This window comes from Pedobacter suwonensis, assembly GCF_007833675.1.
Lineage (GTDB): Bacteria > Bacteroidota > Bacteroidia > Sphingobacteriales > Sphingobacteriaceae > Pedobacter > Pedobacter suwonensis.
This window is the reverse complement of the sequence record NZ_CP031708.1, coordinates 3,521,244-3,537,112: the sequence shown is the minus strand read 5'-3', so window position 1 is coordinate 3,537,112 and position 15,869 is coordinate 3,521,244. Positions and strand designations below refer to the sequence as shown.

Annotated in this window: 13 protein-coding genes; 6 read left to right on the top strand and 7 right to left on the bottom strand. The window is 39.2% G+C overall.

The annotated features are described in order from the left end of the window. Positions 1–137: 137 nt before the first annotated feature. Complete coding sequence (cphA, locus tag DV942_RS14590) at positions 138–2,753, bottom strand: cyanophycin synthetase (RefSeq protein ID WP_145858628.1); 2,616 nt, start codon at positions 2,751–2,753, stop codon at positions 138–140. Between the two features lie 297 nt (positions 2,754–3,050). Between cphA and DV942_RS14585 the strand changes: the two genes are divergently transcribed. The 4 genes from DV942_RS14585 to DV942_RS14570 all read left to right on the top strand — a co-directional run bounded on the left by DV942_RS14585 (position 3,051) and on the right by DV942_RS14570 (position 8,059). Beyond that, a complete protein-coding gene (locus DV942_RS14585) occupies positions 3,051–3,926 on the top strand; it encodes a cyanophycinase (protein ID WP_090980911.1) in 876 nt (291 codons plus the stop codon). 142 nt (positions 3,927–4,068) lie between these two features. Beyond that, the gene (locus tag DV942_RS14580; RefSeq protein WP_145858626.1) at positions 4,069–4,911 is read left to right on the top strand and encodes an isoaspartyl peptidase/L-asparaginase; all 843 of its coding nucleotides are present in this window, start codon (positions 4,069–4,071) and stop codon (positions 4,909–4,911) included. 29 nt (positions 4,912–4,940) lie between these two features. Beyond that, positions 4,941–5,627, top strand: coding sequence for a tetratricopeptide repeat protein (locus tag DV942_RS14575; protein WP_090980915.1), 687 nt, complete (start codon positions 4,941–4,943; stop codon positions 5,625–5,627). Positions 5,628–5,869: 242 nt separating this feature from the next. Beyond that, positions 5,870–8,059, top strand: a complete 2,190-nt coding sequence (locus tag DV942_RS14570; protein WP_134204537.1) for a carboxy terminal-processing peptidase — start codon at positions 5,870–5,872, stop codon at positions 8,057–8,059. A gap of 60 nt (positions 8,060–8,119) precedes the next feature. Here DV942_RS14570 and DV942_RS14565 read toward each other — a convergent pair whose 3' ends face one another. The 3 genes from DV942_RS14565 to DV942_RS14555 all read right to left on the bottom strand — a co-directional run bounded on the left by DV942_RS14565 (position 8,120) and on the right by DV942_RS14555 (position 11,077). Continuing rightward, positions 8,120–9,040 (bottom strand): helix-turn-helix domain-containing protein, encoded by a 921-nt coding sequence (locus DV942_RS14565; protein ID WP_145858623.1) that lies wholly within the window; start codon positions 9,038–9,040, stop codon positions 8,120–8,122. Between the two features lie 8 nt (positions 9,041–9,048). Next, positions 9,049–9,942 carry an SDR family oxidoreductase gene (locus tag DV942_RS14560; RefSeq protein WP_145858621.1) on the bottom strand — a complete coding sequence of 298 codons (894 nt, stop codon included), beginning with the start codon at positions 9,940–9,942 and terminating at the stop codon, positions 9,049–9,051. A 202-nt stretch (positions 9,943–10,144) separates the two neighbouring features. Further along, the gene (locus DV942_RS14555; protein WP_090980924.1) at positions 10,145–11,077 is read right to left on the bottom strand and encodes an SPFH domain-containing protein; all 933 of its coding nucleotides are present in this window, start codon (positions 11,075–11,077) and stop codon (positions 10,145–10,147) included. Positions 11,078–11,243: 166 nt separating this feature from the next. Between DV942_RS14555 and DV942_RS14550 the strand changes: the two genes are divergently transcribed. Beyond that, positions 11,244–13,286: a M13 family metallopeptidase gene (locus DV942_RS14550; RefSeq protein WP_145858618.1), complete on the top strand. Its 2,043-nt coding sequence runs from the start codon at positions 11,244–11,246 to the stop codon at positions 13,284–13,286. A 118-nt stretch (positions 13,287–13,404) separates the two neighbouring features. Continuing rightward, positions 13,405–13,590 (top strand): hypothetical protein, encoded by a 186-nt coding sequence (locus DV942_RS14545; RefSeq protein ID WP_090980928.1) that lies wholly within the window; start codon positions 13,405–13,407, stop codon positions 13,588–13,590. A gap of 73 nt (positions 13,591–13,663) precedes the next feature. Here the strand turns inward: DV942_RS14545 and DV942_RS14540 are convergent, their stop codons facing one another. The 3 genes from DV942_RS14540 to DV942_RS14530 all read right to left on the bottom strand — a co-directional run bounded on the left by DV942_RS14540 (position 13,664) and on the right by DV942_RS14530 (position 15,738). Further along, entirely contained in the window at positions 13,664–13,846 is a 183-nt protein-coding gene (locus DV942_RS14540) for a hypothetical protein (RefSeq protein WP_139222276.1), read from the bottom strand. Between the two features lie 44 nt (positions 13,847–13,890). After that, complete coding sequence (locus DV942_RS14535) at positions 13,891–14,988, bottom strand: CapA family protein (protein ID WP_145858616.1); 1,098 nt, start codon at positions 14,986–14,988, stop codon at positions 13,891–13,893. Between the two features lie 192 nt (positions 14,989–15,180). Then, the gene (locus DV942_RS14530) at positions 15,181–15,738 is read right to left on the bottom strand and encodes a C40 family peptidase (protein ID WP_090980930.1); all 558 of its coding nucleotides are present in this window, start codon (positions 15,736–15,738) and stop codon (positions 15,181–15,183) included. Positions 15,739–15,869: the final 131 nt, after the last annotated feature.

Genomic DNA, 15,869 nt, shown 5'->3' with positions numbered 1-15,869 from the left:
TAAATATGAAAATGAAAAACTCCTTCGATCTATTCGAAGGAGTTTTTTTTATTACAGCCGCCATTGCCACGCAGGTGGGAATCTATAAGCTTTGAGTTGGGAATGACGATAACTGACAGAATAAATCAGTCAATAAACTACGATTCCAATTCCCGGTCTAAATGCTCTGTAACACGCTGAATCGTATTATCAATCGTATTACTTAAAATGGTTAGATAAGAACCTTTTTTAGCCGCATCAATGGCCATCTGTAAACATGCGGTACTTTTATGGTTTATAATAATTTCCTTATCAGGATCAACTTCTTTGATGCCTTTAATTAACAAATCAACCAGTTCCTGCTGCTGTCTGCCGCGGAGATATTTTTCCTGGCAAATGTAGATCTTATCAAACATCTGTGCAGAAATACGGGCGGTTTCCATTATATCCTCATCTCTTCTATCTCCTGTTGCCGAAATAATCCCAACCTGCTCCGTCGCCTCAACACCTTGAAGGAAAGCTTTTACTCCATTAAATCCATCAGGATTATGCGCAAAATCAACCAGTACATTGAAATCTTTGAATCTGAAAATATTCATCCTGCCTGGCGTATGTGCTGCCGAAGGAATAAAGGTTTCTAAAGACAAACGGATATCCTCTGGTTTATAACCCCATAAATAGGTTGCTAACGTGGCAGCAAGTACATTTTGGATCATAAAATTTACGGCACCACCGAAAGTTAAAGGAATGTGTGTCACTTTATCTACCCTTAATTTCCAATCACCGGTTTTAATGGTGATGTACCCATTTTCGTAGATGGCAGCAATTCCACCTTTTTTACAATGTTCTTTCACAACAGGATTATTTTCATCCATACTAAAATAAGCAACATTGCAACGGGCATCTTTAGCAATACGGACACAATAACCGTTATCGGCATTTAATACGGCCCAGCCTTTGCGGCGTACTGCCCCAATCACAACGGCCTTTACCCGTGTTAAATCGTCAAGATTATGGATGTCAGAAAGCCCCAGGTGATCTTCCTGTATGTTGGTAACCACACCGATATCGCAGGCATTGAATCCTAAACCTGCCCGTAAAATTCCGCCACGAGCAGTTTCCAATACGGCAAATTCTACTGTCGGATCTTTTAAAATAAACTCCGCGCTCACCGGTCCGGTGGTATCACCTTTCATCAGCATGGTATTGTGTACATATACCCCATCACTGGTGGTAAAACCTACACGTTTGCCATTACTGCGGATAATGTGCGCGATTAAACGGGTGGTGGTGGTTTTTCCATTGGTTCCGGTTACGGCAATGATCGGGATCTGCGACAATTTACCCTGCGGATAAAGCATATCAATTACCGGTGCCGCAACGTTACGCGGCAAGCCTTCGCTTGGCGCCAGGTGCATTCTAAAACCAGGAGCTGCATTAACTTCCAGCACCACTCCTCCGTTTTCGGTTAACGGCTGGGTAAGGTTCTGTGCCATGATATCAATACCGCAGATATCTAATCCGATTACCCTCGAAATCCGCTCACAGATAAAAATATTCTGTGGGTGAACAATGTCTGTAACATCAATAGATGTTCCTCCTGTACTTAAATTAGCGGTCGATTTTAAATAAACCACCTCTCCTTTTTCCGGAACAGTTTCTAAAGTATATTCTTTTTTGGCCAATAAATCCAACGTATCGCGATCAACAGCTATTTCGGTTAACACATTCTCATGGCCATAACCACGGCGCGGATCTTCATTTTCCTTGTCAATTAATTCCTGAATGGTATGGATCCCGTTTCCTTTTACATGTGCCGGATCGCGTTGAGCCGCAGCAACCACTTTATGATCGATAACCAGCACACGGAAGTCAAATCCGGTAATGTATTTTTCAATAATAACTCTTCTAGAATACGTTTTGGCATATTCAAAAGCCGCCACCGCATCTTCCATTGTTTTAACATTAATGGTTGCACCTTTACCATGGTTACCATCAAGTGGTTTGAAAACAAGAGGAAAGCCAACTTTTTTTACAGAAGCTTCCAGATCGTCAGGATTTGAAATCGTTACTCCTGAGGCTACCGGAATGGCAGCTTCTGTAAGCAACCGTTTCGTTTCTTCCTTATTGCTGGCAATATCCACGGCAATACTGCTGGTTTTCTCCGTCATGGTAGCCCTAAAGCGCACCTGATTTTTTCCATAGCCCAACTGTACCAGAGAACTTTTGTTCAATCGTATCCATGGAATGCTTCTTTTTACTGCTTCTTCTACAATCGAACCTGTACTTGGGCCTAAAGCTTCGAGTTCACGTATTTCCTTCATCCTTCGGATATCGTGTTCCAGATCATACTCTTCATCGTTGATCAAAGCTTCGGCAATCCTTACTGCTGCTTCGGCCGAGTAAACCCCTACCTTTTCTTCCAGATAACTAAAAACCACATTATAAATACCTTCAGTTTTGGTCATACGTGTTCTGCCAAAGCCAGTTTCCATACCGGCAAGTGTCTGAATTTCGAGCGCAATGTGTTCTATCACATGTCCCATCCAGGTTCCTTCCTTTACACGGGTAAAAAAGCCACCTTCAACACCTTTTGAACAACGGTGAGTAAACATGCTTGGCAGCAGTTTCTCCATCCTTTCGCTAAACCCTTCAATTACGTTGGTTGGTTTTTGCTCTAAATCTTCCAGGTCCAGTCGCATCTGGATCAATTTCTTCCTGTTAATGGACCATATGTTTGGTCCTCTTAATACTTGTATATTTAATATCTTCATGTAATGTTTTGTTTGTTTTTTTTGGCAAAGAGGAATTTTAAGAATCGCTCTTTATACTCCATATCAAGAATGAAATTGATGACTGTAAATTATGCATTTATTTTTAAAACAGACGTTTCATTTAGCTAAATCAATTTTAAGGCGTATTTGTTTTATTTTCAAGGGCAACCCTGTTAATTTTAGATTAAAATATTTCAACTTTTGTTAATAAATTGAATATTCTTTACAAAAAAAGTCGTGTTTTTTATCTTAAGCCTATATATTTGGGTTTTTCGATACAATTATAATACACAAAGAATGGTTCCGAAAGGTAAACTCATCATCATTGGTGGCGCAATAAATACAGGTAGTTTTGCAGAGACTCAGTTTGGGTTACCTGAAAATATGAATTTCTTCGAGCGTGGAATCTTAAAACGGATTACTACAGAATCATTAAGAGATATTCAATCCCGTTTCGAGATTATTACCACGGCATCATTAATGCCAGAAAAAGTTGGTGAGGAATATATAAAAGCTTACGCACAACTAGAGGTGCATAATGTTGGCGTTCTTAATATTACCAACCGCGAAGAAGCCAATTCTGATGAAAATTACGAGCGTATCAAAGCTGCTGACGTAATTATCTTTACCGGTGGCGATCAGCTCCGTCTTTCTTCCATCTTTGGCGGAACCAAAACCCATCAGATTCTATTGGAAAAATATAGAAACGAACCTGTAGTTATTGCAGGAACTTCGGCCGGAGCTGCTGCAAGCTCCAAAAATATGATTTATCAGGGCAGCAGTAAAGATGCCTTACTAAAAGGAGAGGTTAAAATTACCGGAGGATTAGGCTTTATTGACGATGTAATTGTAGACACACATTTTGTTCAACGCGGCAGAATTGGCCGTTTGTTGTATGCTGCCGCCAGTAATCCTGGCATTTTAGGGATCGGACTCGGTGAAGACACCGGGCTTTTCATTTCTGATGGCCATAAAATGGAAGCCATTGGATCTGGAATGGTAATTTTAGTAGATGGCCGCACCATGGCCGATACCAATTTAACCGATGTAGAAATGGGGCAACCTGTTTCCATTAAAAACATGGTAGTCCATGTCATGTGTGATGGAGATGTATACGATTTAACAGACCATAGCCTGTTGATCCATCATCCAAAGGTTGTGCCTGTAGCCTAGAGAGGTTTAAGGTGGAGGGCTTAGGGTGTATGGTTTAGCGTTCAAGATCTTACTTACCCTGTAAATTCATTGAGGTTAGCTTAAGGTCTCATATCTATTGTCTCATATCTTTATCACACATCTCAATACTCAAATCTAACTCATGAAACTAATTATACATGGCGGTTTCTTCAGCGAATCGTCTACCAATCAGGAAACGAAAAAAGCTAAACAAGATGCTTTAGCATCAATTGTTACGCTCGGACATGAATATCTAAAAACACATACAGCTTTAGAAACCGTTGTTTATACTGTTGCGCTGTTAGAAGATAACGAACTGTTTAACGCAGGTATAGGTTCACAGATCCAAAGTGATGGAAAAGTAAGGCTAAGTGCAGCCCTGATGGATGGTAAAACGGAGAAATTTAGTGGTGTAATTAATGTTGAAGAGATTAAAAACCCTATACAGGTTGCACAAAAACTACTCCCGTATGATGACCGGGTATTGAGTGGTGACGGTGCCCGGCAGTTTGCCAGAACAAACGGATTTGAATACTTCAATCCGATTACCCCGCAGCGCCAGTTAGAATACGAAGCTAAATTAAACCAAAAGAACAACAAAGGGACAGTGGGTTGCGTAGCACTTGATGCAGACGGAAACTTAGCTGCAGCAACCTCAACCGGGGGAAAAGGATTTGAAATTCCTTGCCGGGTGAGCGATTCAGCAACCGTAGCTGGCAACTATGCCAATCAGCACGCGGGTATTTCCTGTACCGGAGTAGGAGAAGATATTGTAAGTGGCGCTTTGGCTGCAAAAATTGTAACCCGAGTTACCGATGGTTTTTCTTTAAAAGAAGCATCTGATAAGTCTTTTACAGAGCTTAAGGCTTTTGATGGCTTTGCAGGTATTATAGGTATTTCTGCAGCAGGTGAAGTTTACCACTGCGACTCACACTCTTACATGGTTTGGGCATCTTTTGATGTTAATTTACAGGTATTTAGCTAAAATTAGATTTAAAGTATTATTTTTGTTGCATGACCAAAATTGTATTGGCTTTATTTGGCCTTTTTGCATCATTACAACTACAAGCTCAAAATCTAGATAAATCTGAGATCCAGGAACCTAATGGTAGTGCGATCAGAATAGCAGTTTCTAAATTTGAGCTGGAGGATGGGAATTCCTTTTTCGAGGAAGCCGAAGATTTTGAGCGAAAAGGCGACTACAATGAAGCGCTCACCTTATTTGGCAAAGCAGCTTTTGAATATAATTCCGTAAAAAACTTCAACAGGTATGGGCTGGCCGTTATCAAGATGAGCAATATGCACTATCAACTTGGCCGTTTTGCCGATGCAGAGCAAATTCTCTTGAACGTGGCGCTAAAAAATTATTCCAAAACCGGGAACAGGGCAGGAATAATGAACACCTATAACCTTTTAGGCAAAGTTTACCTGGCCAATACAAAATATACACAATCGATGTGGTTCTATACCCAGCAAGGCATCCTGGCAAAACAGTTAAAAAGCAACAATGCCTATATCGAATCTATTTTAGGCATTGTTCAGGTAAAAATTAAAAAGAAAGACTTTACACTCGCGCTGAGAGATCTAAAATCGGCCGAATGGCTGGCTAATTCCATCAAAACCACCCAATATAAAGCACAGATTAAAGATGCAAGGGAAATGATTGCCAATAAAACCGGCAAAAAGGTAAATCCAAGCTAAATAAGCAACATATTCCATTAATTCACCTCCATTTGTTTTAAGATAGCCAGAAGCGGCTGTAATCAAATAAATTTTGTGTTTGGGTTAAAACAAAAAATAATAGTCAACGTTCTACATAAGAAATTGTTAAATAAAGAGCTTTTAGTTAGATTTGATAAAATTTTAACAAGAGACGGTAATAATGCTGTCTCTTTTTTGTTTTTTTGCTAAAATGGTATCATATTGGCTATATAGAATTGGAAATGGATTTTAAATCATTTAAAGAAATGTTAAAGAGGATATTTTTTGTAATTTTTACTGCGGCAGTACTTGCTTGTCATGCTGCCCCTAAAACTCAGCCAATGGTTGAGGGGGTTACCAATGTGAAACCTGATGAGCAGCAGCAACTTGTTATTAAAGAGGTTGTAAATTTGATTGAAAGCTACAATTATAAAAAAGTTAAGATCAACGATTCTATTTCCTCGATTGTTTTAGATAAGTATATCAAATCTTTAGATCCGGGTAAAAATTATTTCCTGGCCTCGGATATCAAGGATTTTGAGAAATACAGATATACCTTAGATGATGATTTTAAAAACGGCGACTTAAGTGGTCCATTTTTTATCTATAACGTTTATGCTAAGCGCCTTAATGAATATTTTAATTATTCACTGGCACAGATTAAAACCAAATTTGATTTTAACCAAAACGACACTTATGTTTACGACAGGGAGAAACAGCCATGGGCAACTTCCTCCACAGCATTAAATGATAACTGGAAAAAACGGGTAAAATACGAATTGATTAATTTGAATCTGGCCGGTACTGCTGAAGCAAAGAATGTAGAGACATTAACCAAACGTTATAAAAATTTACAATCACAAACTTCAAAAACCAATAATCAGGATGTTTTTCAAATTTTGATGGATGCTTTTACCGAATCCATTGATCCGCATACCAATTATTTTAACCCAACCAATGCCGCAGCATTTAACGAAGACATGTCACGCTCTTTTGAAGGTATTGGTGCCCGCTTACAATTGGAAAATGAGGTAGTTAAAATTTCTGAAATTATTGCTGGCGGACCTGCATTTAAAGGCAAACAACTAAGTGCAGGCGACCGTATTATTGCGGTGGCGCAGGGCGATGGTGAGTTTGTGGATGTTGTGGGATGGAGATTAGATAACACCGTTTCGAAAATCAAAGGTCCGAAAGGGACAAAAGTGCGGTTAAAAGTGATACCGGTAGGTAAAGAAATGTCATCCAAACCGGTAATTATTGAATTGGTTCGTGATCGAATCGTTTTGGAAGAAACATCTGCCAAAAAGAAAGTTAAAACCATCAACAGTAACGGTAAAGAATATAAAATCGGGATTATTACCTTACCTGCATTTTACGCAGATTTTAAAGCTGCAAATGCAGGCGATAAAAATTACAAAAGCACCACCCGTGATGTTAAAAAATTAATCGACTCATTAAAGACCTTCGATAAGGTAAATGCAATCGTAATGGACTTACGTGGAAACGGTGGGGGTTCATTGGTTGAAGCTATTTCGTTAACGGGATTATTTATCGATCGGGGTCCTGTTGTACAGGTAAAAGATTTACGTGGCAAAATCGAGGTAGATGAAGATGAAAATAGTGGTGTGGCCTGGGATGGTCCCTTTGGCGTAATGGTTGACCGTTTAAGTGCATCGGCATCAGAAATTTTTGCAGGAGCTATACAGGATTATGGGCGTGGAATTATTATGGGCAGCCAAACCTATGGTAAAGGTACCGTGCAATCTTCAATCGATTTAAATAAACTGGTTAACCCTGGCATGCTGCAGAGATTAGCAGGATTAATTGCCAAAGATAAAACCATTGGAACTTCTCCTAACAGTACCAACCCTGCAGATATTAATTTAGGTCAGATTAATTTAACCATGGCGAAATTTTATCGTGTGGCCGGTAGCAGTACACAGCACAAGGGTGTAACTCCTGATGTCGTTTTCCCTTCTGTTTATCCAATGGATAAAATCGGAGAGGATACTGAATCATCCGCTTTGCCTTGGGATGTTATTCCTAGTTCGAACTTCAAAGCAGTTGCCAATTTGAGTGCTGTTAAAGCGCAATTGATCAAAAACAGCGAGCAGCGTATTGCAAACTCATTGGATTTTAAATACCTGAAACAAGATGTTGCAGACCTTAAAAAACGCGATAGCGAAGTTTCTGTGACGTTGAACGAGGCCAAACTTAAAGCAGAGCGCGATGCACAGGAAGCTAAAACCCTTGCCAGACAAAATGAATTAAGGGCATTAAGAGGATTGCCAGCGCTTAAAAAGGGCGCTAAAGTTACCAAGCAGGATGCATTCGATTTCATTGAAGATGAATCGCTAAAAGTAATGGGCGATTTCATGCAGCAATCAGGGAATTATGTGATGAATCTGGGTATAACACCGTCGAAACTTTAATAAACAGGATTTATACAGAGCGAGCTATCTCATTGAGGTAGCTCGCTTTTTTTTATCATTTCAATTAAATGATTGTCTGAATGCTGAAGGGGTAAGGTTTGTTTTCGATTTGAACAGTTTTGTAAAAGATTGTAAATGTTCGAAACCGAGTGCATAAGCAATTTCACTAACCGAAAGATCTGTTGTAGAAAGCTTTTCTTTTGCTAAATCAATCACTTTCTGATGTAAATATTGTTGGGTATTTTGTCCAACAAGCGTTTTCAACATTCCAGATAGATATCCCGGCGAAACATTGAGCCTTTGGGCAATGTAAGTTACTGTTGGTAATCCCCTGTTACCATAATGATCGTCTGCAAAATAGCCTTTAACAACATGTTCCAGTCGATCAAGCAGCTGGTGATTAACCGCTTTACGCGTTATAAACTGTCGGCCATAAAAGCGTTGTGCGTAGTTAAGAAGAAGCTCTATTTGTGCTATTATAACATTTTGAGTAAAATGATCGATATTGTTATTGGTTTCATTTTCCACCAATTTGGCGATCGAATTAAGTAATGCTTCTTCATTTTCAGAAACATGTAAAGCCTCAGACAGCGAGTAGCTAAAGAAATCATAATTCTTAATTGCTTTGGCTAAATGAGTGTGCCAAAGTAAATCCGAATGAAAAAGTATCATCCAGCCCGTCGGGCGATGGGTTTTATTCTGATCAGTTTCGACCGTAAACACCTGCCCCGGAGCCATGAAAAATAAAACACCGTTGTCAAAATCACTGATTTTTTGTCCATATTTAATTTTCGCATTAGGAACTCGTTTAAGCGCTATGGAGTAGAAATCAAAAATTATCGTTTTTAATCGGCCAGCAGATGGCATATTAACCTCTTCCATATTAACAACACTAACTAACGGATGACCAGGTTGAGGCAATGCTGCAAGTTTATGATAAGCTGATATTGTTTTAAAATGGTAACGGTTCGAAATTTCCATGATACAATTTACTTAAAATAAATGCCACGTTCCAAATCTTCAAGCAAACCGGAACATTGAGGTTCCCAATTTAAAAGTTCGCTGGTTAAACGCCCGGACGCCGGCCCATCTACCGCTGCAAAATGCTCAAACCAACCAAAATGTGCGGCTGCCTCATTTTTAGGTATAGAAACAACCGGTAAACCTAGCTGTTCACCAATGGCCTCTGCTATTGCTTTAAGGGGGATTGATTCTTCAGCTACCCCGTGAAAACGTGTTCCTGGCGTAGCTTCTTCTAACGCCAACCTATAAAGTTTCGCGGCATCAAGCCGGTGGATACCTGTCCACCTATTTTCTCCGTCACCAATATAAGCTGATAAACCCGTTTTTCGGGCGATATCGATCAGCATGGGTATGAAGCCATGATGATCACCTTCACCATGCACAGATGGCGATAAACGAACAACCGATACACGAATATCTTTCGCCGCAAGTGTATCAACAGCCTTCTCAGAAGCTAGCCTGGGATTTCGACCATTATAATCAGGTATCATATCTTCCGTGGCCAATATGCCGGGATTAACCAAAAGCGTTCCGGAAGTTACAATAAAGGGTTTATTGGTTCCTGCAAGCGAGCTTCCAATAGCTTCTATGGCAAGTCTATCGATTTCGCAAACCGCTTCGAATCGTGAAAAATCATGTATAAAGCCAGTGTGAATAACACCGTCAGCCAATTTTGCACCCTCCTGTAAACGCTGTAAATCTTCCAAATCCCCTTTGTGTACTTCGGCTCCGGCAAGCACAAGCGCCTTTTCAGCTACCTCATTCCTCGCTAAACCTAAAACCTCATAACCTGCACTAATTAACTCTTTTACTACTGCAGAACCGACAAATCCGGTTGCACCTGTGACAAAAACTTTCATCGTGATTAATTTAATTTTTAAATAGTGTACAATAATTACGTTCCGATTGATATCAATCGCATTTCATGATCACTCAAAATTCAATTAATTTAATGGTAACAATTTAGGCTAATCAATTCTTCATTTAGCCAAAACGAATAATTAAGGCCAAAAAAAAAAGACTGTTACGCTTTGCAACAGTCTTTCTGTAAAAAAAAATACGCTAACCCTTCGTCGGAGGATTCTGCCCCAGCTGCATGGCCATCATTTCTTTCATGGTTTTATTCATGCCCTCGGTACTGCCATCTAAGAAAATGATATTACCATCGCCATATTCTGCAAATTGTTTAATGGCCTCTGTCCACATGGTAAATAAGATTACCGAAGTATCCAGATTTGCCTGTTGCATTTCGTGCGCAGCATTTGTCATACCTTTTGCCACCTCTTCCCTAAACAATGCGATACCCTGACCGCGTAATTGTGCAGCTTCGCGCTCCGCCGTGGCAGCAATTTTAATAGCGTTACCATCAGCCTCTGCAGCTTTGGTTTTGGTAATCAATAAAGCCTGTCCTTCGTTTTCGGCAGCAGCCTTTAAGTTGTTTGATGCTACCACCCGGCTCATGGAGCGCATAATCTCCTCATCAAAAGTGATATCGTTCAACTGAAGATCCTGAAGGTGGTAACCCCACCCATCTAAAACCTGATCAATCTGCTCTTTAACATGCAGCACAATTTCATTTCGCTGGGCCAACACATTTGCCTGCTTTTGCGTAGCTACATATGCCCTGATCGAACCTTCAATCGTTCTGATCAATGCCTGCATCAGATTAGTGGCATCAACAAATTTAAAGGCCACATTCTTGATGGTTTCTTCATCCTGGTTAATTACCGAGTAAAGCAGCATGGCTTTAAAGTAAACATTGGCCTGGTCTTGCGTAACCGCCTGGAAAGACAGTTCAACCGAGCGGTTTTGGATCGATATCCTCGAATAAATCTGTTCTATTAAAGGAATTTTAAAATTTAAACCTGGTCTTAAAAGCCTTTGGTACTTACCAAAAACGGTAACAACCGCAATAGTGCCTTGTTTAACAGTTACGAATGAACTTAGCAGTATTATAACTCCTATTACTACTAAAATATAAACGGTGTATTGCATAATTAGATTTTTTCATGAAGGTATAAAAATTCATACAAACTACACCAGGCATTTCGTAGCTTTAAGTTTTTTCAAACTAACTTATATCAATCGAAAACATCAGGATTTTTCAAACCCTGCAGTGGTATGAATAAATATGATAACTTAAAAAACAAAATTTATACAGATGAAAATTAAATTATTTCTTCCAGCGGCAGGCATTTTGCTATGTGCGGCATGTCAGAATAAAAGCCATCAGGAAACAGATATGGCAAATATACGTACCGTTTTTTTTGATAAGGCTGGCATGGACACCACTGTAAAACCAGGTGATAACTTTTTCCTTTATGCCAATGGAAAATGGATGAAAAACACGGAAATACCTAAAACCGAAACAGGGTGGGGTTCTTTTTACACCCTATATAATGATAACCTGAAGAACCTTAAAAACATTCTTGAAAATGCGTCCAAAGCGAAGGCAGCCAAAGGAAGTGCTGAACAAAAAGTTGGCGATTTTTACACCAGCGGCATGGACACGCTTACTATTGAAAAATTGGGTATCGAACCTATAAAGCCGCTTTTAAGTAAAATAGATAGAATTAAAAATGATCAGGATTTAATTAATTTCATTGCCGAAGGCTATAAAAATGGTGAAGGTGATTTATTAGGCTTTGGTATTGAACCAGATGACAAATTAAGCGTTAAAAATGCACTTTCATTTACCCAGGCTGGCATTACCTTACCAGATCGCAGTTATTATCTCGAACAGGATGATAAGGCAAAAAGAATCAGATCAGAGTACATCAAATACATCACAAAAATCTTTACCCTTTCAGGCGATTCGGCAAACGCAGCTAAATATGCCGCTGATATCTTAAAACTGGAAACAGCTATTGCCCAGTCCCATTCAACACCTGTTGAACTGCGCGATCCACAGAAAAACTATCACAAAATGACGGTGGCTGATTTTCAAAAACTGACCCCAAATATGGAGTGGAAATCTGTTCTAAACAAACTAGGTGCAAGTACGGATACCGTTATTGTCAGGCAGCCGAAATATTATCAGACACTATCAGCTCTTTTGAAAAGTCAGCCTATAGAAATCTGGAAAGAAAAGTTAAAATTTGATGCGCTGAACGAATCGGCAAATGCTTTTACCAAAAAATTCAGAGATGTCAGGTTTGACTTTTTCTCTAAAACACTGTTTGGTCAGCAAGCGCCTACAGAAAGATGGAAAGCGATTGTGAATGCTACCGATCGTAATTTAGGCGAGCTTTTAGGCCAGTTATATGCCGAAAAGTATTTCAAGCCAGAGGCTAAAGAACGTATGCTAACCTTGGTAAACAATTTACAGAAAGTATATGCAGAAAGAATCCAGAAGGTAGACTGGATGACACCAGATACCAAAAAGAAAGCTTTGGAAAAACTGAATGCCTTCATTAAAAAAATCGGCTATCCTGATAAATGGAAAAAATACGATGACGTAGAGATTTCTAAAAACACCTATTATGCCAATCTTCAGTCGGCAAGCAAACATGCTTATAAAGAAATGATGGATAAACTGGGTAAAAATGTAGATAAAACAGAATGGGGCATGACGCCACCTACTGTTAATGCCTATTACAATCCATCCTTCAACGAAATTGTTTTCCCCGCCGGAATTTTACAGTTTCCTTTCTTTGATTTCAGCGCAGATGATGCCATTAATTATGGTGCAATCGGTGCAGTAATTGGTCACGAAATGACACATGGTTTCGACGATCAGGGCCGCCAGTATGATGCAATGGGTAATTTAAAAGAATGGTGGACAAAAGCCGATGCTGATCAATTTAAAGCGAAGGCCGGTAAAGTAGAAAAATTTTACGACAACTTCTCGCTATTAGACAATCAGCACGTAAACGGTTCATTAACATTGGGCGAAAACCTGGCCGATATTGGTGGGTTGAACATTGCATATGATGCTTTTAAATTAACAGAACAAGGAAAAGGTGATAAAAAGATTGATGGTTTTACGCCTGATCAGCGTTTCTTTTTAAGTTTTGCCCAGGTATGGCGAATCAAAACCCGCGATGAAAGTATGCGCGTAAGGTTGAAAACAGATCCGCATAGCCCGGAAATGTTCCGTGTGAATGGCCCCGTATATAACATGGAAGCTTTTTATAAAGCATTTAACATTCCTGCTACCGCAAAAATGTATATCGCGCCCACAGACAGGTTAGGTGTTTGGTAAATGAAATGATTAGAACACTTATTAAAGAAGCCCATTTCGTCATTCGGAATGGGCTTCTTTATTGGTTTAAAACAAAAGGGAAAATATTTTGTCTTACTCTTATTAAAATTATAACCGTATGAACGTAAAACGCACTTTTGGGACTGTATTAACCATTCTTGGAATAATCGGTTTAATTTACGCAGGCTATGGATTTGTAAACCACAGTGAAAATACAAGGGGGTTGATGGTATACGGTATCATCGGCCTGATATTTTTTGTATCTGGAATTGGTCTGGTAAAAAACACAAAGGATGAAAGCTAACCAGGCTTTCATCCTGAATGATGGCCTATCAAAATTTTTAATTTCAGCTGTTCAGCATCCAATCTCAGTAACATTACTGCTTTTTCTTCTGTTTGATGATTTGGTACTGGCTAAAGGCAACCAAGCAACCGGCCAGGATAATAATCCCCGCAGATAACAGATTTTTCGGATTTTGGTTGATGTAGTAAGCGGCTGCCAATACTAAAATTGCAGCTGCAATACCTATAATATAATGAAGTATTAACCCTGTTTTCATACGACAAATATTCTGAAATAATTTGAAATTGATGTCGCAGAAGATTAATCTTTTAAACTGATTCTGTTATCAGCAAATTTCAGTTGATGACCAATAAAATCAACATCCGTCAGTTCTTTAATGCGTTTAAATGCCTTATGGTCATCATCCAGGGTTAAACGGTTAATTTTATCCTGTTTAACCGATACCACATCGGCATAGAGAAAATCGCCTTTCGCATTTATTTTTAGCTGAAGCAGGGGTGCAATGCCGTTATTGCCTTTTAAGCTGAACATCCCGTAGGTACAAAAATTTCCTAAACTGTAAGCTATGAATTTATTTTTATAAACTTCAACAGCGCGGGTTACATGCGGACCGTGTCCTAACACCACATCTGCACCAGCATCGATCACTGCATGTGCAAAGGCATAAACATTTCCCCTGTTCTCTTTATAAAATATTTCATTCTTACGGGGAACATGTTCAAACCTAGCACCTTCACCTCCTCCGTGAAAAGAAACGATTACGATATCTGCCATTTGCTTTAATCGGGCCACAAGTGCTTTTGCGCTATCAATTTTATTGATCGATACTGTATTTTCATTGGGGGCAAAGGCAAAAAATGCATACTTTACGCTATCCTTTTCAAAAACTTCAAAAGGTTTGTTTAGCTGTCCGGCGTAATGGATCTGGAGGGAATCTAAAATCCTGGCAGTGTTTTTCCTTCCCTTTGTATCAAAATCACCAACATGGTTATTGGCAATACTCAACACATTAAATCCTGCACTCTTATATATCCCGGCATAGCGCTCCGGCATTCTAAAGGCGTAACAGTTATTCGGATTAATGCCATTACATTTATTCGAATGGCCTGAGTTCAGAAAGCAGCCTTCTAAGTTGCCAAAAACAATATCTCCTTTCAATAAACCATCAACTGCCTGGAAACTGTTTACCGCATCGTCAGGAGGGAGGTTGGCTTTGGTCGGGAAAGCAGAGCCCAGCATGATGTCGCCAACAGCGGTAATGGATATGGTATCTTTAATTTTCCTGATTAAGGTATCCTGCCTGGTTACCGGTATTGTAACCTGTGCATTATTGTTCGTGCAACTGATCAGGATTATAACAACGAATGGTAAGGTTAAGAGGGTGTTGATGAGCTTCATAAGGTATGTCTTGGAGGCTATTTTATTGATCGCTTTTATCGCAAGAAGATCCTGAAATAAATTCAGGATGACGATACTTAAAGGAAATGAATGGTTTTTAAAACGAAGATTAAACAAAAAATCCTCCAAAATTTCTTTAGGAGGATTGTATTCTTTATTTAGGCAACCGTGAACTGTTAACTGCCAACTGAACTATTCTACTGTAAATTCTTTCTTAAAAGATTCTAAAACGCGGCCGCCCTTGTAAAAGTAACGGCTGTAATAAGGCTCGTTAAGGTTGCTGATGACTACACCGCGAGAACTTGACGCATGTGCAAAGCGGTTATCGCCCAGGTAAATACCTACATGTGAAATACTTCTGCTTTTAATTTTGAAGAAAACCAGATCGCCTTCTTTTAAATCTTCTTTTGATAATGGATCTACCATGCTGAAAATATCGCGAGAATTTCTTCTAATTGTCGTGTTGAAAACTTTATCGTAAATGGCTTTAGTGAATGCCGAACAATCGATGCCTCTTTTTGTGTTTCCACCGTAACTATATGGCGTTCCGATCCATTCGTAAATAAACTTGTACAGTTTTAAATTTGATGTTGCATCTACCGCCACACCCATTACCTGCGAAAAATATTGCGACGCCAGGTTGTCGGGATCATTTAATTCTTTACCAGATTCTTTTGTTTTTGTCTGCGCAAATGCGGCTGAGAGCGAACAGATAGCAATTAGAGTAGAAAACAAAAATTTTTTAATCATGTTATACAGTTATGTTTGGGTATTCACTTACACATTAACGTACACCACATGGGCTTATTGTCGGTTGCCAAAAGTATTAATTATACAAATGTTATCCAAATGTAATCTTAGAAAAAGTGAAAGTTATCAAC

Excerpts from the sequence above, each read along its gene's own strand:
- cphA (WP_145858628.1), bottom strand. The coding sequence starts at position 2,753 with ATGAAGATATTAAATATACAAGTATTAAGAGGACCAAACATATGGTCC.
- DV942_RS14585 (WP_090980911.1), top strand. The coding sequence starts at position 3,051 with ATGGTTCCGAAAGGTAAACTCATCATCATTGGTGGCGCAATAAATACA.
- DV942_RS14580 (WP_145858626.1), top strand. The coding sequence starts at position 4,069 with ATGAAACTAATTATACATGGCGGTTTCTTCAGCGAATCGTCTACCAAT.
- DV942_RS14575 (WP_090980915.1), top strand. The coding sequence starts at position 4,941 with ATGACCAAAATTGTATTGGCTTTATTTGGCCTTTTTGCATCATTACAA.
- DV942_RS14570 (WP_134204537.1), top strand. The coding sequence starts at position 5,870 with ATGGATTTTAAATCATTTAAAGAAATGTTAAAGAGGATATTTTTTGTA.
- DV942_RS14565 (WP_145858623.1), bottom strand. The coding sequence starts at position 9,040 with ATGGAAATTTCGAACCGTTACCATTTTAAAACAATATCAGCTTATCAT.
- DV942_RS14560 (WP_145858621.1), bottom strand. The coding sequence starts at position 9,942 with ATGAAAGTTTTTGTCACAGGTGCAACCGGATTTGTCGGTTCTGCAGTA.
- DV942_RS14555 (WP_090980924.1), bottom strand. The coding sequence starts at position 11,077 with ATGCAATACACCGTTTATATTTTAGTAGTAATAGGAGTTATAATACTG.
- DV942_RS14550 (WP_145858618.1), top strand. The coding sequence starts at position 11,244 with ATGAAAATTAAATTATTTCTTCCAGCGGCAGGCATTTTGCTATGTGCG.
- DV942_RS14545 (WP_090980928.1), top strand. The coding sequence starts at position 13,405 with ATGAACGTAAAACGCACTTTTGGGACTGTATTAACCATTCTTGGAATA.
- DV942_RS14540 (WP_139222276.1), bottom strand. The coding sequence starts at position 13,846 with ATGAAAACAGGGTTAATACTTCATTATATTATAGGTATTGCAGCTGCA.
- DV942_RS14535 (WP_145858616.1), bottom strand. The coding sequence starts at position 14,988 with ATGAAGCTCATCAACACCCTCTTAACCTTACCATTCGTTGTTATAATC.
- DV942_RS14530 (WP_090980930.1), bottom strand. The coding sequence starts at position 15,738 with ATGATTAAAAAATTTTTGTTTTCTACTCTAATTGCTATCTGTTCGCTC.